This is a genomic window from Prevotella sp., from assembly GCF_051059605.1.
GTDB lineage: Bacteria > Bacteroidota > Bacteroidia > Bacteroidales > Bacteroidaceae > Prevotella.
On record NZ_CP050883.1, the window covers coordinates 2,277,445 to 2,301,651 of the forward strand.

Annotated in this window: 23 protein-coding genes and 5 tRNA genes; 5 read left to right on the top strand and 23 right to left on the bottom strand. The window is 38.2% G+C overall.

The genetic code is table 11. The features are described 5' to 3' along the window. Positions 1–77: 77 nt before the first annotated feature. From rplL to HEQ28_RS09010, 16 genes are all read right to left on the bottom strand, one after another. Positions 78–455, bottom strand: a complete 378-nt coding sequence (gene rplL / locus HEQ28_RS08935) for a 50S ribosomal protein L7/L12 (RefSeq protein ID WP_207155140.1) — start codon at positions 453–455, stop codon at positions 78–80. 76 nt (positions 456–531) lie between these two features. Continuing rightward, the gene (rplJ, locus tag HEQ28_RS08940; RefSeq protein ID WP_018462908.1) at positions 532–1,050 is read right to left on the bottom strand and encodes a 50S ribosomal protein L10; all 519 of its coding nucleotides are present in this window, start codon (positions 1,048–1,050) and stop codon (positions 532–534) included. Positions 1,051–1,062: 12 nt separating this feature from the next. Then, positions 1,063–1,761 (bottom strand): 50S ribosomal protein L1, encoded by a 699-nt coding sequence (gene rplA, locus HEQ28_RS08945; RefSeq protein ID WP_434501902.1) that lies wholly within the window; start codon positions 1,759–1,761, stop codon positions 1,063–1,065. Between the two features lie 21 nt (positions 1,762–1,782). After that, entirely contained in the window at positions 1,783–2,223 is a 441-nt protein-coding gene (rplK, locus tag HEQ28_RS08950) for a 50S ribosomal protein L11 (RefSeq protein ID WP_018462906.1), read from the bottom strand. Between the two features lie 61 nt (positions 2,224–2,284). After that, the gene (nusG, locus tag HEQ28_RS08955; RefSeq protein WP_434501903.1) at positions 2,285–2,830 is read right to left on the bottom strand and encodes a transcription termination/antitermination protein NusG; all 546 of its coding nucleotides are present in this window, start codon (positions 2,828–2,830) and stop codon (positions 2,285–2,287) included. Positions 2,831–2,843: 13 nt separating this feature from the next. Further along, a complete protein-coding gene (gene secE, locus HEQ28_RS08960; RefSeq protein ID WP_296959130.1) occupies positions 2,844–3,035 on the bottom strand; it encodes a preprotein translocase subunit SecE in 192 nt (63 codons plus the stop codon). A 16-nt stretch (positions 3,036–3,051) separates the two neighbouring features. After that, positions 3,052–3,124, bottom strand: a tRNA-Trp gene (locus tag HEQ28_RS08965). 50 nt (positions 3,125–3,174) lie between these two features. Beyond that, entirely contained in the window at positions 3,175–4,365 is a 1,191-nt protein-coding gene (gene tuf, locus HEQ28_RS08970) for an elongation factor Tu (RefSeq protein WP_434501904.1), read from the bottom strand. Between the two features lie 84 nt (positions 4,366–4,449). Next, a tRNA-Thr gene (locus HEQ28_RS08975) sits at positions 4,450–4,521 on the bottom strand. A 9-nt stretch (positions 4,522–4,530) separates the two neighbouring features. After that, positions 4,531–4,603: transfer RNA gene (locus tag HEQ28_RS08980), tRNA-Gly, on the bottom strand. Positions 4,604–4,618: 15 nt separating this feature from the next. Further along, positions 4,619–4,700: transfer RNA gene (locus HEQ28_RS08985), tRNA-Tyr, on the bottom strand. A 40-nt stretch (positions 4,701–4,740) separates the two neighbouring features. Further along, positions 4,741–4,814, bottom strand: a tRNA-Thr gene (locus HEQ28_RS08990). 105 nt (positions 4,815–4,919) lie between these two features. Then, on the bottom strand, positions 4,920–5,219 hold the full coding sequence (gene hpf, locus HEQ28_RS08995; protein ID WP_434501905.1) for a ribosome hibernation-promoting factor, HPF/YfiA family: 300 nt from the start codon (positions 5,217–5,219) through the stop codon (positions 4,920–4,922). Positions 5,220–5,240: 21 nt separating this feature from the next. Beyond that, positions 5,241–6,122 (bottom strand): tyrosine recombinase XerC, encoded by an 882-nt coding sequence (locus tag HEQ28_RS09000; protein WP_434501906.1) that lies wholly within the window; start codon positions 6,120–6,122, stop codon positions 5,241–5,243. 78 nt (positions 6,123–6,200) lie between these two features. Then, positions 6,201–6,392, bottom strand: coding sequence for a 30S ribosomal protein S21 (gene rpsU, locus HEQ28_RS09005; RefSeq protein WP_434501907.1), 192 nt, complete (start codon positions 6,390–6,392; stop codon positions 6,201–6,203). A gap of 138 nt (positions 6,393–6,530) precedes the next feature. Further along, positions 6,531–8,315, bottom strand: coding sequence for an aminopeptidase P family protein (locus tag HEQ28_RS09010; protein WP_434501908.1), 1,785 nt, complete (start codon positions 8,313–8,315; stop codon positions 6,531–6,533). 161 nt (positions 8,316–8,476) lie between these two features. Between HEQ28_RS09010 and HEQ28_RS09015 the strand changes: the two genes are divergently transcribed. Next, positions 8,477–9,487: a malate dehydrogenase gene (locus HEQ28_RS09015; protein ID WP_434501909.1), complete on the top strand. Its 1,011-nt coding sequence runs from the start codon at positions 8,477–8,479 to the stop codon at positions 9,485–9,487. A gap of 1,754 nt (positions 9,488–11,241) precedes the next feature. On the opposite strand, the gene phoU is transcribed toward HEQ28_RS09015, so the two are convergent. From phoU to HEQ28_RS09045, 6 genes are all read right to left on the bottom strand, one after another. Next, on the bottom strand, positions 11,242–11,943 hold the full coding sequence (gene phoU, locus HEQ28_RS09020; RefSeq protein WP_434501910.1) for a phosphate signaling complex protein PhoU: 702 nt from the start codon (positions 11,941–11,943) through the stop codon (positions 11,242–11,244). Positions 11,944–11,989: 46 nt separating this feature from the next. Beyond that, entirely contained in the window at positions 11,990–12,772 is a 783-nt protein-coding gene (gene pstB / locus HEQ28_RS09025; protein ID WP_434501911.1) for a phosphate ABC transporter ATP-binding protein PstB, read from the bottom strand. Positions 12,773–12,779: 7 nt separating this feature from the next. Continuing rightward, positions 12,780–13,679: a phosphate ABC transporter permease PstA gene (gene pstA / locus HEQ28_RS09030; RefSeq protein ID WP_434501912.1), complete on the bottom strand. Its 900-nt coding sequence runs from the start codon at positions 13,677–13,679 to the stop codon at positions 12,780–12,782. Next, positions 13,679–14,530, bottom strand: coding sequence for a phosphate ABC transporter permease subunit PstC (pstC, locus tag HEQ28_RS09035; RefSeq protein WP_434501913.1), 852 nt, complete (start codon positions 14,528–14,530; stop codon positions 13,679–13,681). The genes pstA and pstC overlap by 1 nt, the downstream gene beginning before the upstream one ends. Then, entirely contained in the window at positions 14,531–15,568 is a 1,038-nt protein-coding gene (pstS, locus tag HEQ28_RS09040; protein WP_434501914.1) for a phosphate ABC transporter substrate-binding protein PstS, read from the bottom strand. A gap of 75 nt (positions 15,569–15,643) precedes the next feature. Further along, the gene (locus tag HEQ28_RS09045) at positions 15,644–16,630 is read right to left on the bottom strand and encodes a hypothetical protein (protein ID WP_434501915.1); all 987 of its coding nucleotides are present in this window, start codon (positions 16,628–16,630) and stop codon (positions 15,644–15,646) included. 543 nt (positions 16,631–17,173) lie between these two features. Here HEQ28_RS09045 and HEQ28_RS09050 point away from each other — a divergent pair. From HEQ28_RS09050 to HEQ28_RS09065, 4 genes are all read left to right on the top strand, one after another. Next, the gene (locus HEQ28_RS09050; RefSeq protein ID WP_434501916.1) at positions 17,174–18,016 is read left to right on the top strand and encodes a DUF3737 family protein; all 843 of its coding nucleotides are present in this window, start codon (positions 17,174–17,176) and stop codon (positions 18,014–18,016) included. 2 nt (positions 18,017–18,018) lie between these two features. Next, positions 18,019–19,215, top strand: a complete 1,197-nt coding sequence (locus HEQ28_RS09055) for a MalY/PatB family protein (protein ID WP_434501917.1) — start codon at positions 18,019–18,021, stop codon at positions 19,213–19,215. 258 nt (positions 19,216–19,473) lie between these two features. Next, complete coding sequence (locus HEQ28_RS09060; RefSeq protein WP_434501918.1) at positions 19,474–22,356, top strand: M16 family metallopeptidase; 2,883 nt, start codon at positions 19,474–19,476, stop codon at positions 22,354–22,356. Positions 22,357–22,404: 48 nt separating this feature from the next. After that, positions 22,405–22,929 carry a nitroreductase gene (locus tag HEQ28_RS09065; RefSeq protein ID WP_434501919.1) on the top strand — a complete coding sequence of 175 codons (525 nt, stop codon included), beginning with the start codon at positions 22,405–22,407 and terminating at the stop codon, positions 22,927–22,929. Positions 22,930–22,976: 47 nt separating this feature from the next. Here HEQ28_RS09065 and HEQ28_RS09070 read toward each other — a convergent pair whose 3' ends face one another. Further along, positions 22,977–24,200, bottom strand: a complete 1,224-nt coding sequence (locus HEQ28_RS09070; protein WP_434501920.1) for a 3-deoxy-D-manno-octulosonic acid transferase — start codon at positions 24,198–24,200, stop codon at positions 22,977–22,979. Between the last annotated feature and the right edge of the window lie 7 nt (positions 24,201–24,207).

Below are 24,207 nucleotides of genomic sequence, written 5' to 3' on the forward strand. Positions count from 1 at the left end.
TAAAAGACACAAAAAGGTTAGGACCAACCTACTTGGAAGATCCTAACCATATTTTTAATGAAAGATGTAATTCTGAATTACTTCAGCTCTACCTTAGCACCAGCCTCTTCGATAACCTTCTTAAGGTTCTCAGCCTCGTCCTTAGCAACGCCTTCCTTAACAGTAGCAGGAGCACCGTCTACGATGTCCTTAGCTTCCTTAAGACCTAGGCCACAAGCCTCTTTAACAGCCTTAACAACCTGTAGCTTTGTAGCGCCAACCTCAACGAGAACTACGTCGAAAGAAGACTTTTCCTCAGCTGCAGCTGCACCACCAGCAGCAGGACCAGCAGCTACAGCAACAGCTGCTGCAGCAGGCTCAATACCATACTCGTCCTTAAGGACTGTTGCCAACTCATTTACTTCTTTAACAGTAAGATTTACTAATTCTTCTGCAATAGCTTTAACGTCTGCCATTTTATTCTAAATTTTAATTGTTCTTGTTAAAAATAATATTTTTGACTCTAATAATTGAATATCTGTTCAATCAGAATTATTCAGGACGCTCACCTAAAGTCGTAAGCACACCATGGATGGTGTTTGCGCCTGATTGAAGAGCTGAAACAACGTTCTTTGCAGGAGACTGCAATAGAGAGATAATCTCTGCGATAACTTCGTTCTTGCTCTTAAGAGCTGCAAGCTCAGGGAGTTTATTAGCACCAACATAGATGCTTTCCTCAACATAAGCAGCCTTGAGTGCAGGAATTTCTTCCTTCTCGTATTCTTTTAGCAACTTAGCTGGAACATTAGCTGTATTTGTGAACATTACAGCTGTAGTACCCTTAAGTGCTACATATAAAGGCTCAAAATCAATATCTGAAGCCTCAAAAGCCTTGTGAAGAAGAGTATTCTTCACAACAACCATCTTAATTTCACTCTTGAAGCACTTGCGACGGAGATTACTTGTAGCCTCAGCGTTCAATCCGGTAACATCTACCAAATAGAAGTGAGGGAACTCACCCAACATCTTACCAAGTTCAACAATAATAGTATCTTTTACTTCTTTCTTCATTGTACAAAACTTTTAGAGTGATTCAACTGATTTAGGATCAATTTTGATACCCTTACTCATAGTGCTAGAAATAAAGATACTCTTAATATATGTACCTTTAGCAGCAGCAGGTTTCAATTTGATAACTGTAAGAATAAATTCCTTAGCGTTACCATAAATCTGCTCAGTAGTCATACTAACCTTACCGATAGAAGTATGGATAATACCAGCCTTATCTACCTTAAAGTCTATTTTACCTTGCTTTACTTCTTTTACTGCCTTAGCAACGTCCATAGTTACAGTGCCACTCTTAGGGTTTGGCATCAAGCCACGAGGACCAAGGATACGTCCAATAGGTCCAATCTTACCCATACAAGAAGGCATAGTAATGATGACATCAATGTCTGTCCAACCACCTTTGATTTTCTCGACATATTCATCAAGACCAACATAGTCAGCACCAGCTTCCTTAGCGGCAGCTTCCTGATCAGGAGTACAGAGAGCAAGCACACGAGTAGTCTTACCAGTTCCGTTTGGCAGTGAAACAACACCGCGAACCATCTGATTAGCCTTACGTGGGTCTACACCCAGACGTACATCAATATCCAGAGACGCATCAAACTTTGTTGTGGTAATATCCTTAACAAGTTCTGAAGCTTCTTTCAATGTGTATGCCTTCCCTGCTTCAACCTTTTCAGCTACTGATTTTTGATTTTTTGTCAGTTTACTCATTTTTTTAATTGAAGTTATAAATTATTCACCAGGGAAGTCCCCTTTTACAGTAATACCCATACTACGAGCAGTACCAGCAATCAGCTTCATAGCAGATTCAACTGTAAAGCAGTTGAGGTCTGTCATCTTGTCTTCAGCAATACCCTTAATCTGCTCCCAAGTTACAGAAGCAACTTTTTGACGATTAGGCTGAGATGAAGCAGTCTTAATCTTGGCAACCTCTTTCAACTGAACAGCTGCAGGAGGAGTCTTGATTATGAAGCTAAATGACTTGTCTGTATAGTAAGTAATAACAACAGGTAGGATCTTACCTGCCTTATCCTGGGTACGGGCGTTAAACTCCTTGCAGAATCCCATAATATTGATACCCTTAGATCCCAATGCAGGACCTACTGGAGGTGAAGGATTCGCAGCGCCACCCTTAATCTGTAATTTGATTAAACCAGCAACTTCTTTAGCCATTTTTTTTGTTAATATTAAAAATTAAATTTGTATAAAGGTCGGTTAACTTCCGTAACGAGGACTAACCTTCCTTTTCAACTTGCATAAAACCGAGTTCTAACGGAGTCTTACGTCCGAAGATCTTAACCATCACTTTCAGTTTGTGCTTATCGGCATTTACCTCTTCGATAACTCCGCTAAAGCCACTGAATGGACCATCTGTAACCTTTACCATTTCGTCAACAGTATAAGGGATATCAATATTATCCTCTATTTCTGTTTCCTCGGCAGTACCGAGCATACGGTTGATTTCAGACTGTGGAACGGGTGACGGTTCATCTAATCCTCCAAGGAAACCTAAACAGTTAGGGATAAAGCGCAAAGTATGCGCAACATCACCAACAAGGTTAGCCTCAACAAAGATATAGCCAGGGAGAGAAATTTTCTCCTTCACTACTCTTTTGCCATTACACAAGGAAGCATGCTTCTCTGTTGGTATTAAAACCTGAGAGACATGAGTTTTGAGCAACTCGTTGTGTTTCATTTCGGCTTCAATGTATTCTTTCAACTTAGCCTCTTTTCCACTAACAGCGCGAAGCACATACCATTTATTTCCTGTTTCAGCCATTTTCCTAAAAAAATTAATTTGGATAGATTGTACTCATCACAAACCTAAACACACTGTCCATTGCGAACACCACAATAGCAATGACAAGGGAAGCAGATAATACAACCATTGCACTGTGAGTAAGTTCGGCACGTGTCGGCCAAGTAGTTTTATGCGCAAGCTCGTCATAGCAAGCCTTGCAATAATTTACTATCTTTTTAAACATATTATCTTCTTATTAGCACGGGAAGCAGGACTTGAACCCACGACCCTCGGTTTTGGAGACCGATGCTCTACCAACTGAGCTATTCCCGTATATGAGGTTCCCGTCGAAGCGGGAACTTCATTTTATTTTGAGTTTCGAATTAGTCTTCGAGAATCTCTGTAATCTGACCTGAACCTACAGTACGACCACCTTCACGGATAGCGAAACGAAGTCCTGGGTTGATTGCGACAGCGTAGATAAGTTCTACATTGATCTCAACGTTATCACCAGGCATTACCATTTCAACACCCTCTGGAAGAGTGATTTCACCAGTACAGTCCATAGTACGAAGATAGAACTGAGGACGATACTTATTTCCGAATGGAGTATGACGACCACCTTCTTCTTTCTTCAATACATAGATAGAAGCCTTGAACTTCTTGAAAGGTTTGATCTGACCTGGATGGCAAAGAACCATACCACGCTTGATTTCAGCCTTATCAATACCACGAAGAAGCAAACCAACGTTATCACCGGCCATACCTTCGTCAAGAATCTTACGGAACATTTCAACGCCAGTTACAACTGACTTCTTATCTTCACCAAGACCCAATAGTTCAACTTCATCACCAACATGAATAATACCTGTCTCGATACGACCTGTAGCAACAGTACCACGGCCTGTGATTGAGAATACATCCTCAACTGGCATCAAGAATGGTTTATCTGTAGCGCGAGGAGGTTCCTGAATCCACTCATCAACAGTATTCATGAGGTCCATAACCTGATTAACCCACTTTTCAACACCGTTCAAAGCACCAAGTGCAGAGCCGCGAATGATAGGAGTATCCTCTTCGAATTCATATTGTTCAAGAATTTCATGAACTTCCATTTCTACAAGTTCAAGCATTTCTTCATCCTCAACCATATCACACTTGTTCAAGAATACAACAAGACGTGGTACGTTTACCTGACGAGCGAGCAATACATGCTCACGAGTCTGAGGCATAGGACCATCAGTAGCAGCTACAACCAAGATAGCACCATCCATCTGAGCAGCACCAGTAACCATGTTCTTTACATAGTCGGCGTGTCCCGGACAGTCTACGTGAGCGTAGTGACGCTTAGCTGTCTCATACTCAATGTGCGCTGTATTAATAGTAATACCACGCTCTTTCTCCTCAGGAGCATTATCAATCTGATCGAAAGACTTAATTTCTTCAGAACCAAATCCTGCCTCTGAAAGGACCTTAGAAATGGCAGCTGTTAAAGTAGTCTTACCGTGGTCTACGTGACCAATTGTACCAATGTTAACATGCGGCTTGGTACGCTGGAATGTCTCTTTAGCCATAGCTTATTGTTTTATTTATATAAATGAATATCTTTTTATTTTATTGTTTTTCTTCAGTTACCAAAAGAAGTAGGACTGAAGTAGAGCTGTAACTGAGAGTTGAACTCAGGACCTCTTCCTTACCAAGGAAGTGCTCTACCACTGAGCTATTACAGCATCGGTTAGAGCGGAAAACGGGGCTCAAACCCGCGACCCCCAGCTTGGAAGGCTAGTGCTCTATCAACTGAGCTATTTCCGCAAAACTTCTACTGAGTGGGTAGTGATGGATTCGAACCACCGTAGGCATAGCCAGCAGATTTACAGTCTGCCCCATTTGGCCACTCTGGTAACTACCCTTGTTTATCAACACATAGCAGGAGTTTCAATTCCTTGGTGAGCCTCTTGTCGGATTCGAACCAACGACCCCGAGATTACAAATCACGTGCTCTGGCCAACTGAGCTAAAGAGGCAAGTATCCCTACAGCCGCTAAGCGGCATCGTTTTGGGGTATGCTGTAAAACGGCTGCAAAGATACGACTTATTTTCTAATCGCCAAAACTTTTTCAAGTTTTTTTTTAACGATTGCGAGTTTTTTCTTTAAACTTAGCCAACTGTACCTTCATTGAATCAACAGTCTGATCAATACATTCTTCGAAAGTATCACAAGTCTTCTCCGCATATAGTGAGAGCCCTGGACCAATCACCGTCAGTGACGTTTCTTTATTCAATGCAGTAGCAGGCCTAACAACTTTTAATTGCACCTCAACTTTCTGTATATCTTCGTAAGTTTTTTCCAACTTGGCAACTTTCTTTTCGATAAGCGCCTGTAATTTCTCGGTAGCGTCGAAATGAATCGACTGAATTTTAATTTCCATAGTTACCTCCGCTTTTAAAGGTTAAGCCCTTGGATGGGCGTTAGAATATTCACGTTTCAACTGCTCAAAAGTAGTATGGGTATATATTTCTGTCGTTGACAGACTTTCATGCCCAAGCAGTTTTTTCACACTTTCCAATCCGGCATCGTGATTAAGCATTGCCGTTGCAAACGTATGTCTCAATACGTGCGGCGTGCGTTTTTTAAGCGTGCATACCTTAGTGAGGTTTCGCCTTACCTCGTTTCTCACTTGATTCTGGTTCATTCTCAAGCCGTCTTCTGTAAGAAACAGAGCCTGCGACTTTTTGTTTATGCGCTCATCGCGCAGTTTCATATAGTCATGCAGAGTGGAGTCCAATTCGTCACCAAACGGTATTATCCGCTGTTTATTTCTCTTTCCGGTAACTTTTACCTGTCGATTTATAAAATCAACTGCCACATCATCCAGTCCGACCAATTCCGACAATCGAATTCCTGTTTCATAAAATGTCATTATAATAGTACGTGCGCACACGTCCTTATATGTACTATTCCAGAAATCAGGTTCAAGCAACCTATTCATCTCAGATTCTTTAAGAAACTGCGGCAAAGGCTTACTTTTCTTTGGTCCCACTATTCCATGGGCTGGATCTTCAGTTACAAGATGTCTTGAAAGAGCAAAACGATAAAAGGAACGCAAAGCGCTCAACCTTCGATTGATTGATGCCGCATTGTTTCCTTTATCCATCATACTCTCCATCCAGTCACGGATGACATCTGAGTCTATCGACTCCCAAGAGAGATGATCATTAAATTTTTCGAAAAACTTTTCAAAGGCTTTAAGGTCTTCTCCGTAGTTTTTTACCGTCATGTCTGAGCGATTACGCTCAAACTTCAAGTAGTTCAAAAAAATTTCTATCATCACAAACGCTGCTTTATCATTTATCTTTACGGCAACGAATTTACGAAATAAAATTCAAACCACCAAATTTTTAACGAGTTTTTATTCCTCGTTATTACGCAACTGCTGTACGTAGATGGCATGTTCCATCTTGAGTCTCTTCAAAACAGAAGGCTTGTTGTACTGCTGACGAGCACGAAGCTCCTTTACAACACCTGTCTTTTCGAATTTTCTCTTGAACTTCTTGAGAGATCTCTCAATGTTCTCACCATCTTTTACTGGTACAATAATCATGTTTTTTGTTTTTAATTTATTTATAATAAAACTTACCATCATGGACTACTCCACAATTAGCGGCTGCAAAATTACATCTTATTTGCGAATAAAGCAAGCTTTTAATTGATTTTTTAACTAAAATCACTCAAAATTGCTTTAAATCTCCTTTGTAGCATCAATCAACCATCGTTTTTCGCTATCATCAAGATAGGGTAACAGTTTGTCACACACCATTTTATGATACATATTCAACCAGTCCTTTTCTTCGTCAGAAAGCATTGATTTCACTATCGGAAGTGTGTCTATCGGACATAAAGTGAGAGGTTCCATTTGCAGGAATTGACCAAATTCTGTTTCTACATATTTTTTTATAAGAAGAGTGTTTTCTATCCTCACTCCAAATTTACCAGTCAGATATAGTCCTGGCTCGTCGGTAACTGTCATTCCTGCATGCAATGGAGTGCTCATATATTCCATTCTTATCTGATGAGGTCCCTCATGTACACTGAGATAACTTCCAACTCCATGTCCAGTTCCATGCAAGAAGTTCATTCCTTCACGCCACATAGCTTCTCTCGCTAATGCATCAAGTTGAGTACCGCATGCTCCATCTGGGAATTTTGCCAATTCCAACTGTATATGTCCTTTAAGAACAAGCGTATAAACTTTCTTCTGTTCTTCTGTTAATGGTCCAAGCGCAATAGTACGTGTGATATCTGTAGTTCCATCCTGATACTGCGCTCCACTATCTATAAGTACCAATCCCGAAGGTTTTACAGGTATATCAGTTTCTTCAGTAGCCTCATAATGCACAATAGCACCATGTTGTTCGTATCCAACGATTGTATCAAAAGAGATATCCTTAAATAGTTTCTGGTCGGCACGCAGCCCTGTCAACTTTCTGTCCAAAGACATTTCTGTTTCACAGCCAGCCTCAACAGCTGGCTTCAGCCATTTAAGGAATTTCACCATAGCCACACCATCTCTAAGCATTGCAGCATGAAAACCGTTTATTTCAGCAGCATTCTTCACAGCTTTCATCGTTGGGACTGGAGATTTAGCAAAAACCACTTTCGTTTTTTTCTTATCTACCTGGGCAACCATATAACTGTTTGTCTCATCAGGATCAAGAAGAATGTTATAAGCAAAATATTTTCGTTTCAGATATGTAGCCACATTATCATACTCTTGTACGGATATTTTCTGGCTTTCAAGATATCCCTCAACCTCACTAGTAAGCTTTTCTTTATTTATAAATAAGGTTACATTCGATTCCTGTATAAGTAAATAAGAAACAAACACAGGATTACAATGCACATCAGTTCCACGCAAGTTTAATATCCACGCAATATCATCAAGTGCCGATACCAGCATACCATCACAATGCATCTTGCGCAATTCACTTTTAATCCTTACGATTTTACTTTCTGTATCTTCGCCCGTATATTCCAAAGGTTGTATAGCCACTTTGTTATTAGGTAATGACGGACGATCTTTCCAAATAGACTTCAATGGATCAAAATTGAGCCTTACGGTAATACCTCCTTCATGCCTAAGATCAGAAATTAGATTTTCGACAAAAGAATACGAATTGACAGTACCATCTACACCAACCTCTCCATTTCCGTCAAGCTGCCCTCCTATCCATTCTGCCACAGTCGGAGTACCTGGAATTTTCAATTTCATAAGTTGAAATTCTGTACCGTCAAGTTGTTTTTCGGCAGCAAGGAAATATCTAGAGTCGGTCCAGAGAGCAGCTCCTTGCATCGTTACCACGGCAATACCAGCAGAACCGTCAAATCCAGAAATCCATTCGCGGCCTTTCCAATGTTCAGCTACATACTCACTATTGTGAGCATCCGTACTTGGGAATATGAAAGCACCCAAATTTTCTCTTTTCATTACCTCCCTTAAAGCGGCAACACGTTCGTTCATTGTCATAAATATATTATTTTTGCTAAATAGACATTACAAAGATAAAGTTTTTAAGAATTAACAACAAATTTAATGCTAAATAAATAACCGAAATTTGTTATTTTTTAGTAACTTTGCGGTCGCATGAAAGGAAAGAGATTTCTAAAACATTAATATAAATTGTAGTTATGGAATTTTTAACTAATGACAAACTTTTGATCGTCGGCGCTGCCGGTATGATCGGTTCTAACATGGTTCAGACAGCTCTTATGCTGGGTCTTACACCAAACATCACTCTTTATGATGTATTTTCAGCTGAAGGTGTTGCAGAAGAAATGCGCCAGTGCGGTTTCGACGATGCAAACATCGTTTCAACAACAGATCCTAAAGAGGCATTCACAGATGCTAAATACATTATTTCTTCAGGTGGTGCTCCACGTAAAGAGGGTATGACACGTGAGGATTTGCTTGCAGGCAACTCTCAAGCTGCTCAGGAACTTGGTGAGAATATCAAGAAGTTCTGTCCTAATGCTAATTTCTGTGTTGTTATCTTCAACCCAGCAGACATTACAGGTCTTGTAACACTTGTACATTCAGGTTTGAAGCCAAATCAGGTTGCAACACTTGCTGCTCTTGACTCTACACGTCTTAAGGGCGCTCTTGCTAAGCACTTCGGTGTTAGCCAAGCTGTTGTTAAGAACGCTTACACATATGGTGGTCACGGTGAGAAGATGGCTGTATTTGCTACTCCTACTACTATTGACGGTGTTAAGTTAGTTGACGTTATCGCTGGTAAGGCAAAGGTTAACGGTAAGGGTATTACTTCTGAGGAATGGGCACAGATGCAGAAGGAAGTTACACAGGGTGGTGCAAAGATCATCGAACTTCGTCGTCGCAGTTCTTTCCAGAGCCCAGCTTACCTTGCAGTTAAGATGATTGAGGCTGCTATGGGTGGTGAGGAATTCAACTATCCTGCAGGTACATACGCAGACACAGCTCGTTACAACCACGTTATGATGGCTATGCCTACACGTGTAACTAGCGATGGTGTTTACACTAAGCCAGTTATTGGTTCAGCTGATGAGATTGCTACTCTTGACGCTAGCTACGATCACCTTCAGAAGATGCGTGACCAAGTTATCGGTATGGGCGCTCTTCCAGCAGTTGCTGAGTGGAACAAGCTTAACTCAAACTTGTAAAAAAGCATTTTCACTTAACTCTTATATATTTATAAGATTACAAAGTGGACATTATACAAAACAGACTGACAATAATGATTTGTCAGTCTGTTTTTTTATTCTTGCCCCCCCAAAAAAGATTTATGTTTAATAGATCAGGCATAAAAATCACTAAAATCAAAGACCATTTACCGCCCCCCTAAATAAATGAAAAATCAAAAAAAACATAAAACAAACCTACATTATATACATTTCTGACTTAAATAACTACTAATCAATATGTTAACCCATGTATATTAGTGCCTTTTCCTACATCTTTCCTACATGATTCCTACATTATAAGCACGTATTTGTACTTAAAACGGTGGATTTTACCCCAATCGCAATACGAAAGTCGCTTTTTAGGTTGGACCATTAGGTCATATTTTCATCAGTAAAGCAAATCACCATGATGCCTTTCTTGGAAATTATGAATATAGAAATCTCATTTCTCTTTGTAGATGAAATTTGGAAACGAAACTGGTTTATAAAACATTTTGATATGTCAATCTTATCCGTAAGGGATTTCAAAAACGTTAATGATAATCCGCATCAGCTTAAAAAAATGTATTGTGATTCAGTAAATACAACTATGAATGTTTATGATCAATTCTCATTATAGTCAAAATATATGAAGCACAGCAGATATAAAATCACCTTTTTCGGTGCGCCTTTGAGTGATTAGGGCCTTATCACGCTGCAAAGCATGTAGGATAACCGAGTGATTAGGCCCTAATCACTCCCTAAAATGTATAACAACGGGCTCTTATACATAAGCTAACATATTGTATAACAATACGTTTCGCAAAAACATGTAGGAAACAGCATAAAAAAATCAAAAAACAAAAAATATTTTTGATAGTCATAATTCAATTGGTTTCATAATTTGACTGATGGAAAGAACTATATTGAAGAGGATCATGTGATGAATTTTGATAGAGTTATATAGAATTTCTAATTTGCACATATATAGTAAAAGTGCCACTTGTTAAGTTAAACCTACTATTCTCAACGAACATTTCTTCAAAACCATAAATTAATGATAAGATAGAATTTGTAGGCAAACATAATTTAAGTGAAATAGAATTTATCTATTTGCAGTATAAAACTTTATTAATAAAACTAAAGTTCAATGGGTCCAGGGCTACATCTAGAGAAGTGGCTGATGCAAGATTCTTCCTCTGTTGGTTACTAAAAATTATGCGTGGAATTATTAAATCCCCAAGTTTATGAACTGAGCCATAGTTTGTTCACTTAGTTTCTATACTTATTTTCATCCTTCAAATTCATTCCCTCATGTTTTATATATATGCATGGAGTAGATTATAAATTATTCATGCTATTCAAGAACTTGATCTTTATACTCGATAAAATTCCATAAGGACAAATATATTTATGGAAATAGCATAAGTGCAAAAAAAACGCTATAAGCAGGTGTGATTTGGAGTTTAATGTCACTTTTTCCCCGATAATGTCACTTAATGTCACTCGTTCAACCCATATAAACAAAGGGTTTGTGACATTATGACATTAGTGGCATTAAAAAAACTTTTTCTAGTAGAGTTTTTGGTATCTCCCCACTAATTGACGATTAAGCATAAAAGTAAAGACAAATATGTTATCATGATTAAAATATATAACAAAAAGAAAAAGGCGAACCGATACGACCCACCTTCCTACTAATTTGAACAATCAACTAAAAATTAAAGTCCAGTTTATTTAATTAATAGTCTAATCTATTTATCTTCTTCTTTTTTTGCAATTTTTGGATGTCGCAGGTTCTCTCCCATATTCGTATATATTGAAGCCTCAGCTATATTTGTCGCATGATCGGCAATACGCTCAATATTAGATATAATTCCATTTAGATTTATAAACGTAAAGAGCAGATGGCGAGTTTCTTCTGGATAATGACTATTCTTGATCGTATCCTTTATAAGTTTATGATTAATATCATCTACCACATCATCGTTTTTGATAGTCCAGACAGCCGCATCATTGTCATCATTAACAAAAGCTGAGACAGACCTCTTTACCATCAATATGCTTGAAGCCATCATATTTGACAGCACCGGTAGCATATGTTCAAAAACCGTTTTGTCTTCAATACGAGACAAGAATTTGTCTATATTCTTAACCTGATCACCAATACGTTCCAAATTTGAAATCATCTGGTAAGCTGACATTATTTTACGAATATCAGATGCTACAGGATTCTGCAATGCAATGATATCTATGATTTCATTGCCAAGACTGATCTCATAACCATCTATACGATTTTCATTCTGTTCTATTTCCTGTTGAATTTCAGTCGGAATATTAGTGGTACCATCAACTAGCAACTTATTCACTATTTCCAACTGGCGCATTACCAATTCCACCATTTCGTTGAAATGGCTCAATAAAGAATGTAATGCATTGTCTTTTGTTATTGCCATAATTTCATTTTTTTTATGCACAAAGCAATTTATAATCAATAAAACTTTATCCAAACTTACCTGTAAGATATGCCTCTGTACGTGGATCTGTTGGTGTTGTAAACATTTTCTTCGTATTGTCATATTCCACCAATTCGCCAAGATACATAAACATAGACTTGTCTGAAATGCGCGCAGCCTGAGACATATTATGAGTAACCATTATAATGGTATAATCCTTTTTCAATTCAACGAGCAAGTCTTCTATCTTTGAAGTTGATATAGGGTCTAAAGCTGAAGTAGGCTCATCTAGCAATATCACTTGAGGACGAAAAGCAATGGTACGAGCGAGACATAATCTCTGTTGCTGACCACCAGACAAGAAGTTACCTTTGCTATGCAATGTGTCTTTCACCTCATCCCACAAGGCAACGTCACGCAACGATTTTTCTACAATTTCATCACGTTCTTGTTTTTTCATACGGATTCCATTAAGACGATAGCCGGCAATTACATTATCGTATATACTCAATGTGGGGAATGGATTAGGACGCTGGAATACCATACCTATTTTACGTCGCAAATTCATTGTTGGCATTTCATATATATTATCTTCGCCAAGTAATATTTTTCCTTCTGTACTGATATTTGGATAAAGCTCGTGCATACGGTTGATTGCTCTCAATAGAGTTGTTTTACCACATCCAGATGGTCCCATAATAGCTGTGATAGAATGTTCTTCTATCTCTGCTGAGACATGTTTTACAGCATACTTGTCGTCACCATAGCTAATAGAAATATCTTCTATTGACATTACTGGTGTTGTTGTATTTTCTTTTGTATTCATCATTTTCTTTTTATTTTCTTTTTGCTCCAATCCATTTTGATATCAAATTGAGTATCAACACAAATCCCATGAGGAATATTGTTGAACTCCATATCAGATTTACCATGTTTGGGTCGTTATAAAACTGCCAAATCAGCAATGGTACAGCCGAACCAGGCTTAGCAACATTCCAGTTTACATCTGGATTACCCAATGTTGTAAGCATCAATGGAGCTGTCTCACCTAAAACACGTGACACTGCAAGCAGTATACCACTGATCAATCCAGAGAAAGATGTAGGAATAAGTACTCGCCATATCACTTTATAATAAGGTGTTCCAAGGGCAATAGCCGCCTCTTTGAGAGTATCAGGAACCATTTTGAGCGACTCCTCGGTAGAGCGTACAATAAGAGGTAACATCATAATAGCTAAAGCTACACCACCGGCTAATACAGAGTATCCTTTTGTTAAAGGGACCACAACCCATATATAAGCAATAATACCAATAACTATTGATGGTACTCCTTGCATAATATCAGCAATATCACGTATCACACAGGCATATTTCTTCTTACTGTTTTCTGAAAGATACACACCTATTACTATTCCCATAGGTATTGCTATTGCAGATGCGATAAGAACCAAATAGATTGAACCAAGTATACCGTTTACTATTCCTCCAGGGATAACCTCTCCATTGGCTGTAGCCATCATTGCCGTAAAAGTGTCTGGAGCTACTTGGGTAAAGAAAGCCAAATTGATTTGTTTGTAACCTTTTACCAACAATGTACCGATAATCAGGAAAACCATAGAGATTGTAAGGAAAGAAAATACCATCACAAGTATCTTGAAGATATTGTTTTTAGCTTTTCTATAACCAATTGAAGATAACAGTCCTGCAGTTTTTCCTATATTAATAATATTATCCATTATCCAATCTTTTTAATTATATATTTTCCTATCGCATTGATGATAGTAGTTATCACAAAGAGTAATAGAGCAAGCTCTATCAACGCACTCAACTGTAATCCGCTAGCCTCACCAAACTGGTTTGCAATAACACTAGCCATTGTATTACCTGTTGAGAATAGTCCATGCGGTATTGCATTTTCGTTACCAATAAGCATTGTCACAGCCAAAGTCTCTCCAATGGCTCTACCAAAAGCTAGTATATAACTTGCTGTCATTCCAGAACGAGCATTTGGCAATATAACCGTACGTATCACTTCCAATCGAGTGGCACCCAAAGCATATGCAGCTTCTTTAAGATCGTTTGGCACCATTGCTATAGTTGTATTGCTCAAAGATGTGGCATAAGGCACAATCATTATGGCAAGTATCAAGGCGGATGTGAATATTCCGAATCCCTGCGGACTTAAACCAGCCTCAACTACTAACGGACATAGGATATAGAAACCCCATAGACCATATATAATAGACGGAATACCAGCCAACAGATCTACTAATGTGCCAACAATAGATGCAAGCTTTGTACCGCGAAAATATTCTGCAACAAACAGAGATGTGCAGAACGCCAAGGGGATTGCGATAACAAGAGCCAGAACTGATGTGAGTATAGTACCGACTATAAATAATAACGCGCCATAGTTCTCGCTCCCCTGGGTTGGGTCCCACTTATCGGAGATCAGAAACCGCCATCCAAACTTGGATATTGACGGTAACGACCCCTCGAACAGTGAAAATACCATCGCCGCGGCTATCATAACGATAACCAGTGAGGAGAAGAACAATACGCGTTTTAGAATTTTATCACTATTCATTTACTTCAGAATTCTTTTTCCTTTGTAAGTCACTGTGCGTAATATAGCTTTTGCTCTCGCTGCGACACCTGCTGGAAGTGGAGCATAATTGGTTTTAACAGCCAATCCTTGTGCATTGCGACTTACCATCCAATCTATCAATTTCAGTGTTGCCTGAGCCTGAGCTAAACTGCGGTTGTTGTAAGCCTGATCTTTGTAGATTAGTAGCCATGTAAAACCAGCGATAGGGTAAGCTGTTGGAGCAGAAGAGTTGGTAAGCATAACACGTGTATCTGCTGGGATTTTACCTTTTCCAGCTGCACTTGTAGAAGCTACTGTAGCCTTGATGAACTTACCTGCCTTATTTTGGATAAGTGCTGACGGTTCATGTTGTGCGAAAGCGTATTCAGAACCTATATATCCTATAGAACCTTGTGTCTGATGAATTGCACCTGCAACACCAGGGTTTCCTTTTGCACCTACACCTACAGGCCAGTTAACGGTCTTACCAGCACCTACCTTAGAACGCCATACGTTATTTACCTTAGTGAGATAATCTGTAAACATATTCGTTGTGCCACTACCATCAGAACGATGAACTACTGTAATTTCCTTATCTGGGAATCTTACGCCTGGATTCAATTTTTTCAAAGCAGGATGATTCCAATTTCTAATTTGTCCTAAGAAAATAGAAGCTAAAACAGTAGGAGTAAGCTTAATCTGCTTTACACCTGGTAGATTGTAAGCTACAACTACCGCACCACTACATGTAGGAATATGAACAATAGGAGCTGGCATTTCGTGAAGTTCTTGATTTGTAAGAAATGCATCTGATGCACCAAAATCTACAATTTTATCTTTCAGACTGCGGATACCACCACCTGAACCAATACCACCATAAGTTACTTTTGCATTTGCTAATCTTTGATAAGTCGCAAATGCTGCATTATAGAATGGTTCAGGGAATGTAGCTCCTGCACCTGATATTGACTGCGCACTAACCTTGTTGCCTAAAGTCATTAGACTTAACAATGCAACTAAAACGATACTCTTTTTCATATAATTTTATATTTAAAAAATAATTTATCTTTAGTTATTAACAGACTATAGTAATATTACTATCTTCTTTTTGTTTTACAAGCTATACTTGAAACTTACAAGATAACTTGTTGATGTTTTAGAACCAGCCTTAGAAGGATCACTTATCTGCACGTTAGGTGATATTGCAATACCTTTTGCAGGTATTATTTCAAGACCCGCTGTATAAAGGTTTCCATCTGTTGCATTCCAGCCATTGCTTGCACCATTCAGTTTCTTTGATGTCAAGTTATCATAGCGTGCAAACACATCAAATGTCTTACATGGATTGTATGTCCCCCAGAATGATAATCCATTCAAATTATGGTCCTTAACCTTATTATGACCAGTCTGTAAGTTGTATTCGCCACCGACTGTGAAATTATCGCCTTTATAAGCTATCATAGCATTGAATGTGGTCTGAGCTTCATGTTTCTTTTGGTAATCTCCATAAACACGAAGATATAGTTTTTTTATTGGCTGATAAGTCAATCCGGCAGAAACTTTAACCGCACTGTCAGACTGTAATGATTTGTAACCTTCACCGTTTACAACCTGAGCATCTAAACTTAACTCTGGAGCTATTTGATATTTGATACCCAATCCAAGATCAGCACTTGATGCATATCCATTAAGATCTTGGAATGATTTTAAAAGATAACGTTTACCCCATAAAGCCTCCTGTAAATTAAAAGTATTGGTACCAATCAAACCGAAGTCTATAGTAAGTCCGTTTCTTGAATATTCTCCGTAAGCGTTCTTTATATAAGCGGTGTAAGCAGAACCCTGATAACCGTTATTTTTATCTGTAACATCCATCACTGCCTTTGCAGAGAAATAAGGTGAGAAGTTGTAGGCGTAACCTAAGTAAGCTCTTGAAATTTCGAAAGCTGTGTTTGTCTTACCATCAGTAGATTGCACCCTAAAATCAGTGAACACTGTGACTATTGGACTTCCACTTGGTTTAAATGTGCTAGTGGTCTCCTGTGCCATACCTGCGGCAGCAAGCATAATGCTCATCACTGAAATAAAAATTCTTTTCATCTTTTTAGTTTTTTAATTAATATGACTTTATCATTTCTAAATCATGCTGCAAAGGTACCGTCGGAATATTTCGCCTTCATTGCATTAAGATTATAAAGCCTTTACATATTTTTTTCATTTATGTTACAAGCAAAATAAACCAGCCTGAAAAAGCGATAAACCCGAATAAAATCAGAGATTTCACTTTTTGACTTTATTCGGGAGGGATTAATTATCTATATATAATAAGGTTAGCAACATTACTGATAGAAAACATATTGTACGTCTTTCTACTGTCAATATATTGATACAAAGGTATAATAGCTATATTTCATAATCATTATCGCGGAGTTATAATGATAGTACATTATTGTTACGACAATATCAAATATAGCATTATAACACTACATAATGCTGTAGCTAAAAATAAATTCTCATACAGGGAACACCCCATACTTTTATCATTGAAAATTATCCGTAATTTGTATACAGCAAGTTTGGTATAATGTTTGTATCTTTGTACCGTGAGTTTATTATATAAATAAATAGGTATTAAACAAAAGTATGAAACTAATAAAGAATAAGGAATTTGGTGGAGAGCGCCCTCTCTTCGGTGAAAAGGATACACGACTTGAGGATATAACCATTATTGATGGTGAATCTGGAATAAAATGTTGCGAGAATCTGGAATGTGATAATTCCAAATTCTATGGCAAATATCCTTGGTGGCATGTAGACAAGAGCATCATAACAAACTGTTATTTCGCCCCAGAAAGCCGTTCTGCCATTTGGTACAGCAACGATATGAAAATGCAGGACTCTGTGATAGACGGTCCTAAATTCTTCAGAGAGATGAACAATCTAGAACTGAAAAATGTGAAAATCAATGATGCAGACGAAACTTTCTGGAAAGTAAACGGACTGAAACTCAAGAATGTGGAACTTCACGACGGAACCTATCCATTCATGTTTTCAAGCAACATATATGTAGACGGTCTTGTGAGCGATTCAAAATATGTGTTTCAATATTGTCATAACGTAGAGATTCACAACGCTAAAATTACAACTAAAGACAGTTTTTGGGAATGTGACAACGTGACAGTCTATGATTCTGAGCTAAATGGTGAATATCTTGCATGGCACAGCAAAAACATAAAGTTAGTGAGATGCCACATAAGCGGTGAACAACCACTATGTTATATTGATGGAATAGTTCTTGAGGACTGCACATTCGACGCAGAATGTGACCGTACATTTGAAGACAGTACTAATATAAACGCAAGCATAACTGGAACAATAACAGAAATTAAAAATCCTATAAGCGGAAAGATCACTGCCGACAAAATTGACAAAATCACCTATGATGAATATGCTAAGGGTAAAGATTGTGTTATTGAAACAAGATAAATATGAAATACAATTTTGACAAACAGATTGAACGACGCGGTACAAACTCATATAAGTGGGATTTACCAGAAGAAGGAGTAATCCCAATGTGGGTAGCCGACATGGACTTTGAAACAGCACCATGTATAATAGAGGCACTGAGAAAACGTGTTGAGCATGGTGTTTTTGGCTACACGCAAGTTCCTAACAGTTATTACGAAGCGATAACCAATTGGTTTAAGCGCCGTCACAACTGGGAGATAGACCGTTCATGGATTTTATATACATCAGGCGTAGTACCTGCATTGACAGCTTCATTACAAGCTCTGACCATGCAAGGAGATAAGGTACTAATACAAACTCCCGCATACAACTGTTTCTTCACAAGCATAAAGAACTGTGGTTGCGAGGTTGCTGAAACTGCACTAAAAAGAGATGGCAACAGCTTTGTTATGGATTTCGACGACTTTGAACGTAAATGCGCCGATCCAAAGGTTACCGTATTCGTGCTCTGCAATCCTCACAATCCTTCAGGACGTGTATGGAACAAAGAAGAATTGCTACGCATTAATGACATCTGCGCAAAAAATGGAGTTAAGATCATCTCTGACGAGATACATTGCGAGCTGATTATGCCAGGATATACATTCACACCGTTTGCCAGCGTGAGCGATGAATGTCGTGACAACAGCATCATTCTCAACTCTCCTACAAAATCATTCAATATTGCGGGTCTGCAAATAGCTAACATTATATGCAGCGATCAAACTCTGCGCAGACGTATAGATAGAGCTTTGAACATCAATGAAGTATGCGACGTAAATCCGTTTGGTGTAATTGCATTGCAGGAAGCATACAACAACGGTGAGGATTGGCTTAACGAGCTTAATCAATACCTATACAATAACTATAAGACTCTTAAGGATTTCTTTACAGAATATCTGCCAAAGCTAGAGGTTATACGCCTTGAAGGAACATACCTTGTATGGATAGACATTTCTAGAATAGAACTCACCGCCGACGAAGCTGCGAAAAAATTGCTTGATAATGCAAAAGTAAAGATAAACAGCGGAACTATGTACGGGCGAAAAGAAGGATTCTGTTATCTTCGCATAAACATTGCCTGCACAAGAGCAAACCTTATGGAAGGACTCAAAAGAATGGGCAGAGAACTTGGTATATATATGGAAGATGAAGACGAACATGGATGTCCCATGTAAAGAATATATCTCTATAGGATAAGATAAATACAAAAACAAGAAAGGCGGATATCCAGCAAAAAAGGAATCTGCCTTTCTTTATTTACGTTAATCTAGAAGAGATATAAGACAAAAAACGAAAAAAACGTAACTACAACATATATTATACCGACAAAAAATAATAATTTTGCATTATCTAAAGGTTTACGGCACTTAATAACTAAATACATAAATGCCATAACAACAGGATAGTAATTAAAGATAATAAACAAGAACCACATGAGAAAATTATTGGCTTTTCTAATACCAATTGCGTTTTTTGCCACAGCAAACGCGCAGGTAAACCCGCTTAAAGTAATCGAAAAGAAACTTAGCAATGGAATGACTGTTTGGATAAACGAAGACCATTCACAACCTAAAGTATATGGAGCCGTTATCGTGAAGGCAGGAGCAAAAGACTGTCCAAACACAGGAATGGCACATTACTTTGAGCACATCATGTTTAAAGGAACAGACAGAATAGGCACAATTGATTATACTAATGAAAAACCTTGGCTGGATTCCATATCAGCTAAATATGATATTCTTGCAGAAACAAAAGATGCTAAACAGAGAAGTATCATTCAAAAAGATATAAATCGCCTTAGCATAAAAGCTGGAGAATATGCAATACCAAACGAATTCAGTTCACTCATCACATCATTTGGCGGTACTAGTCTAAACGCATTTACATCTTTTGACGAGACCGTATTCCATAATAGCTTTTCACCACAATACATTCGCCAATGGTGCAAACTAAACAGCGAAAGACTTATGTCACCAGTATTCAGACTTTTTCAGGGAGAACTTGAAACGGTATATGAAGAAAAGAACATGTATTCTGACAACATGCTAATGGCTCCAGCAGAAGATGCCCAATCAAAGATATTTGCTGGCACACCATATGCCTACTCTATCATCGGAAGTACTGAGAACCTGAAGAACCCAAGACTTGACGAAATGAAGAAGTTCTACAACAAATATTATGTTGCAAGCAATATGACACTTATTCTTACAGGAGACGTAAATGCAGACTCAATAAGTAATATTCTCGAAAACACATTTGGGCGCTTACGATCTGGAAACGTGGAACAGGAACAGCCATATAAACTGCAGCCACTTAAAGACATTGGAACTATAAAACTGAAACTGCCAATACCTATTGTAAAGGCAGGAGGAATAATATATCGTGCACCAATAGATCGAGATTCAGACTACAATGCTTTCACTGTTGCACTGGGACTTCTTAGCAACGGCTCTAAAACAGGTCTTCTTGATTCACTACGAAATGACAATAAGGTGATGTATGCTATAGCAATGATGTCACCATTCAAAGAGACAAATGTAGTCGGAGTTGGCTTTGTGCCAAACATACCTTTCGGCAGTAGAAAAAAGGCGGAGAAGATGTGTATCGAACAAATCGAGAAACTTAAAAAAGGTGATTTTTCAGATGAATTCTTAAATTCAACTAAACTGATGCTTGAGAAAAGCGCACAGGAGAGTCTTGAAAATATAGACAACCGAGCAGATATAATGACAACTGCCGCATCTCATTGTTTGTCTTGGAATAGTGTTCTTGACCAAGGAAAAGATATTGCTGCCGTGAGCCGTAATGATATCATGCGAGTAGCTTCAAAATATTTCAGCGATGACTATGCAAGGGCAATTAAAACATTTGGACATTATAAGAAGGACAAAGTAAGCCAACCAGGATACTCTCCTGTTAAGCCAAAACATGCCGGCGAAGAGTCAGAATATGCAAAAGAAATCAAGGCGATGCCAACACAGGACATAAAGCCAAAACTAGTTGATTTCGCTAAAGACGTCAACACTATAACATTAGCACCTAAAGCAAGACTTTATACTATTAAGAATCCGTCAAACGATTTGTTTAAGGTAGAACTAATTTACCATAGAGGAATTGACAACGATAATCGCATTGGTGACGTTGCCGAATATATTGGAAATATAGGAACTGAAAAAAACACCAAGAATGAATTTGCAAAAGCAATGCAGAAACTAGGAAGTTCATATAGCATTGATGCCAACAGAAGCAGATTTATAATAACATTGAGTGGATTTGACACTAACTTATCAGCATCACTGAAACTGCTGCGTGAACTTCTTGACAGCCCAAAGGCTGACAAAAAGAAATTCAACGAAATCATAAAAGACAAAAAACTTGATGAAAAGACAGCATTCAAGGACAATGCTAACATTGCCGATATGATGGGACAGAAGATAATGTATGGCAACAATTCAATATATATCAAGAGAAGCTGTGCAAAAGACTATAAGAAAATCAAGCCTGAGGATTTGATTAATCTTTTTAAAGACATACAAAACTATGATCTGAGTATTGTGTATAGCGGAAAACTTGATGACTCAGAAGTGGAAAATATGATAAAGCAGGAAATACCTGTAGACAGAAGTAAACTTGATTATGAACCCATCAACTACAAGTTAGAAACATATCCAACTCCTACCATTTATATATACAACAATCCGAAAGCACGCCAGACAGTGATAGGCTCATACGTAAATATGCCGCAAATGCCAACAGAAGAAGATCGTGCACGATTAGAATTATGGGGAAATTACTTCGGATCAGGAATGTCATCAGTATTGTTCCAGGAAATAAGAGAATTCCGCGCCTATGCATACTATTCACACGGATATACACAGATACCATCATTGCCTCACTGCGCAGATTACCCTACAGGATTCTCATCAAAAATGGGAGTACAATCAGACAAGAGCATGGCTGCATTTGAAGTTCTTGACAGCTTATATAAGAACATGCCGTTAAGAGAAAAAAATATCATGGCAGCAAAACAGTCTGAGATAAATAGCATTAATAACCATTATCCAGACTTTCGCAGTATGGGTAGCATCATTGACTCATATATAATGAAGGGCTATACTGCGGATCCAAATACAGCAGCAACATCTATAATTCCAAAACTTGGCTTTGGTGACTGCAAGAAGTTTTACGACGATTATGTAAAAAACAGACCTATAATATATTATATTGTAGGAAACATGAAAACCTTAAACCGTGATACTCTTGCAAAATATGGTAAAGTGGTGGAAATCAAAAAAGATGATATATTTCACAAATGATTACAATATAATTAGTAAATTTGCTACATCATATTAAATAACTAGATTATGGACAACGAAGTTATAAAAGCAATTAGAGAACGTAGAAGTATTAGACGTTTCAAACCTGAACAAATAAACGACGAGGAATTGAAAACTGTTCTTGAAGCTGGAACATGGGCTGCATCGGGTAAGGGGAAACAAGATCCTTGGATCGTAGCAGTTCAGAACAAGGAAACTTGCGATATGCTGAGAAAAATGAACGCAAAGCTTATGGGAACTGAAGCTGATCCTTATTACGGAGCACCAACAATAATAATCGTATTTGGTACTGCAGAATGGGGAAATAACGTAAAAGACGGAAGTTTAGTTATCGGCAATATGATGCTCGCCGCTCACTCTATAGGTCTAGCTAGTTGTTGGATAAACCGAGAAGACGCAATGTTTGAAACGGAAGAAGGAAAACAGTTACTAAAAGAATGGGGACTACCTGACGATGTGGTTGGAATAGGAGCGATATCACTTGGCTATGCTTCAGCCCACCCCCACACGGTGAAACCAAGAAAAGAAGATTATTACAGAATTATAAAATAAAAAATAGCGGTTCTATGAAAGAACCGCTATTTTAGTTTATTCTTTTATCATAAAGATATATAGGATATCACTTTATTTGATGCTCCTGAAAGACTCATAACGAACTTTCCTGCCGACTTACCAGAGTTCTCTAAGAATTCATCTCCATGTTCAAACTTCGACATAAATTCACAGAAACTGTCATAATCTGTAATCTCAAATCCTCCGTTAGCCTTCATCAATCCTTGAGCTTCTTGGAAATGCTTATTGTTTGGACCAAAGATAACAGGAATGTCCCACACGGCTGCTTCCAATACATTATGAATTCCAACACCGAAGCCACCGCCGACATAAGATACAGTACCATAATTATATATAGAAGACAACAGACCGAAACAGTCGATAATCAAAATCTCAGCATCGGCAACATTGTCTACATTAGCTTGAGTATAACGCACCACTTTGCGACCTTCAACATGGTTAAGAATCTGTTTTATATGATCCTCACCTATCACATGAGGCGCAATGATAAGTTTCCAATCGCTTCTATTATTAAAATACTTTAGAAAAATCTCCTCATCAGGCTGCCATGATGAACCTGCTACAAAGACCTTCTTGGCATTTTTTGTGAAACTCTCCACTATAGGCAAATGCTTGCTGGCTTCCTTTATCTGGAGTACACGGTCGAAACGGGTATCACCAACGACATCAACTTCAGTTATACCAAATTTGCCTAGCAATTCCTTGCTCTCATTATTCTGTACAAAGAAATGAGTGAAACATTTCAATACTGTGCGATACTGGCGACCATACCACTTAAAGAATACCTGATCCGGACGGAAAATACTACTTACACTGTATACAGGTATATTGCGATGCTTTAGTATGTGTAGATAATTATACCAGAATTCATACTTTATAAAGAATGCCATCACTGGTCTAACAGCACGAAGGAAACGACGCGCATTGCGTATTGTATCCAAAGGCAAGTAGCAAATGATATCTGCACCCTCATAATTTTTTCTCACTTCATAACCCGAAGGAGAAAAGAAAGTAAGAAGTATCTTGTATTCAGGATAATCTTTACGTATACTTTCTATCAACGGTCGCCCCTGTTCAAACTCTCCAAGCGAAGCTGCATGAAACCAAATGTATTTAGCATCTGGATCTACTTCCTCTTTCAAGATATCTATGGCCTTGCGTTCGCCAGCCCACATTTTCTTAACTTTCTTACTAAAGAGGCTTGCGATTGCCACCCCTAAAAGATAAAGGTATATTATTATATTATACACTATCTCT

Coding starts and splice junctions, on each gene's coding strand:
- pstB (WP_434501911.1), bottom strand. CDS start 12,772: ATGATGAATACAAAAGAAAATACAACAACACCAGTAATGTCAATAGAA.
- HEQ28_RS09065 (WP_434501919.1), top strand. CDS start 22,405: ATGGACAACGAAGTTATAAAAGCAATTAGAGAACGTAGAAGTATTAGA.
- HEQ28_RS09050 (WP_434501916.1), top strand. CDS start 17,174: ATGAAACTAATAAAGAATAAGGAATTTGGTGGAGAGCGCCCTCTCTTC.
- rplK (WP_018462906.1), bottom strand. CDS start 2,223: ATGGCTAAAGAAGTTGCTGGTTTAATCAAATTACAGATTAAGGGTGGC.
- pstA (WP_434501912.1), bottom strand. CDS start 13,679: ATGGATAATATTATTAATATAGGAAAAACTGCAGGACTGTTATCTTCA.
- HEQ28_RS09010 (WP_434501908.1), bottom strand. CDS start 8,315: ATGACAATGAACGAACGTGTTGCCGCTTTAAGGGAGGTAATGAAAAGA.
- secE (WP_296959130.1), bottom strand. CDS start 3,035: ATGTTTAAAAAGATAGTAAATTATTGCAAGGCTTGCTATGACGAGCTT.
- HEQ28_RS09060 (WP_434501918.1), top strand. CDS start 19,474: ATGAGAAAATTATTGGCTTTTCTAATACCAATTGCGTTTTTTGCCACA.
- tuf (WP_434501904.1), bottom strand. CDS start 4,365: ATGGCTAAAGAGACATTCCAGCGTACCAAGCCGCATGTTAACATTGGT.
- HEQ28_RS09055 (WP_434501917.1), top strand. CDS start 18,019: ATGAAATACAATTTTGACAAACAGATTGAACGACGCGGTACAAACTCA.
- phoU (WP_434501910.1), bottom strand. CDS start 11,943: ATGGCAATAACAAAAGACAATGCATTACATTCTTTATTGAGCCATTTC.
- rplJ (WP_018462908.1), bottom strand. CDS start 1,050: ATGAAGAAAGAAGTAAAAGATACTATTATTGTTGAACTTGGTAAGATG.
- hpf (WP_434501905.1), bottom strand. CDS start 5,219: ATGGAAATTAAAATTCAGTCGATTCATTTCGACGCTACCGAGAAATTA.
- HEQ28_RS09015 (WP_434501909.1), top strand. CDS start 8,477: ATGGAATTTTTAACTAATGACAAACTTTTGATCGTCGGCGCTGCCGGT.
- nusG (WP_434501903.1), bottom strand. CDS start 2,830: ATGGCTGAAACAGGAAATAAATGGTATGTGCTTCGCGCTGTTAGTGGA.
- rplA (WP_434501902.1), bottom strand. CDS start 1,761: ATGAGTAAACTGACAAAAAATCAAAAATCAGTAGCTGAAAAGGTTGAA.
- pstS (WP_434501914.1), bottom strand. CDS start 15,568: ATGAAAAAGAGTATCGTTTTAGTTGCATTGTTAAGTCTAATGACTTTA.
- pstC (WP_434501913.1), bottom strand. CDS start 14,530: ATGAATAGTGATAAAATTCTAAAACGCGTATTGTTCTTCTCCTCACTG.
- rplL (WP_207155140.1), bottom strand. CDS start 455: ATGGCAGACGTTAAAGCTATTGCAGAAGAATTAGTAAATCTTACTGTT.
- rpsU (WP_434501907.1), bottom strand. CDS start 6,392: ATGATTATTGTACCAGTAAAAGATGGTGAGAACATTGAGAGATCTCTC.
- HEQ28_RS09045 (WP_434501915.1), bottom strand. CDS start 16,630: ATGAAAAGAATTTTTATTTCAGTGATGAGCATTATGCTTGCTGCCGCA.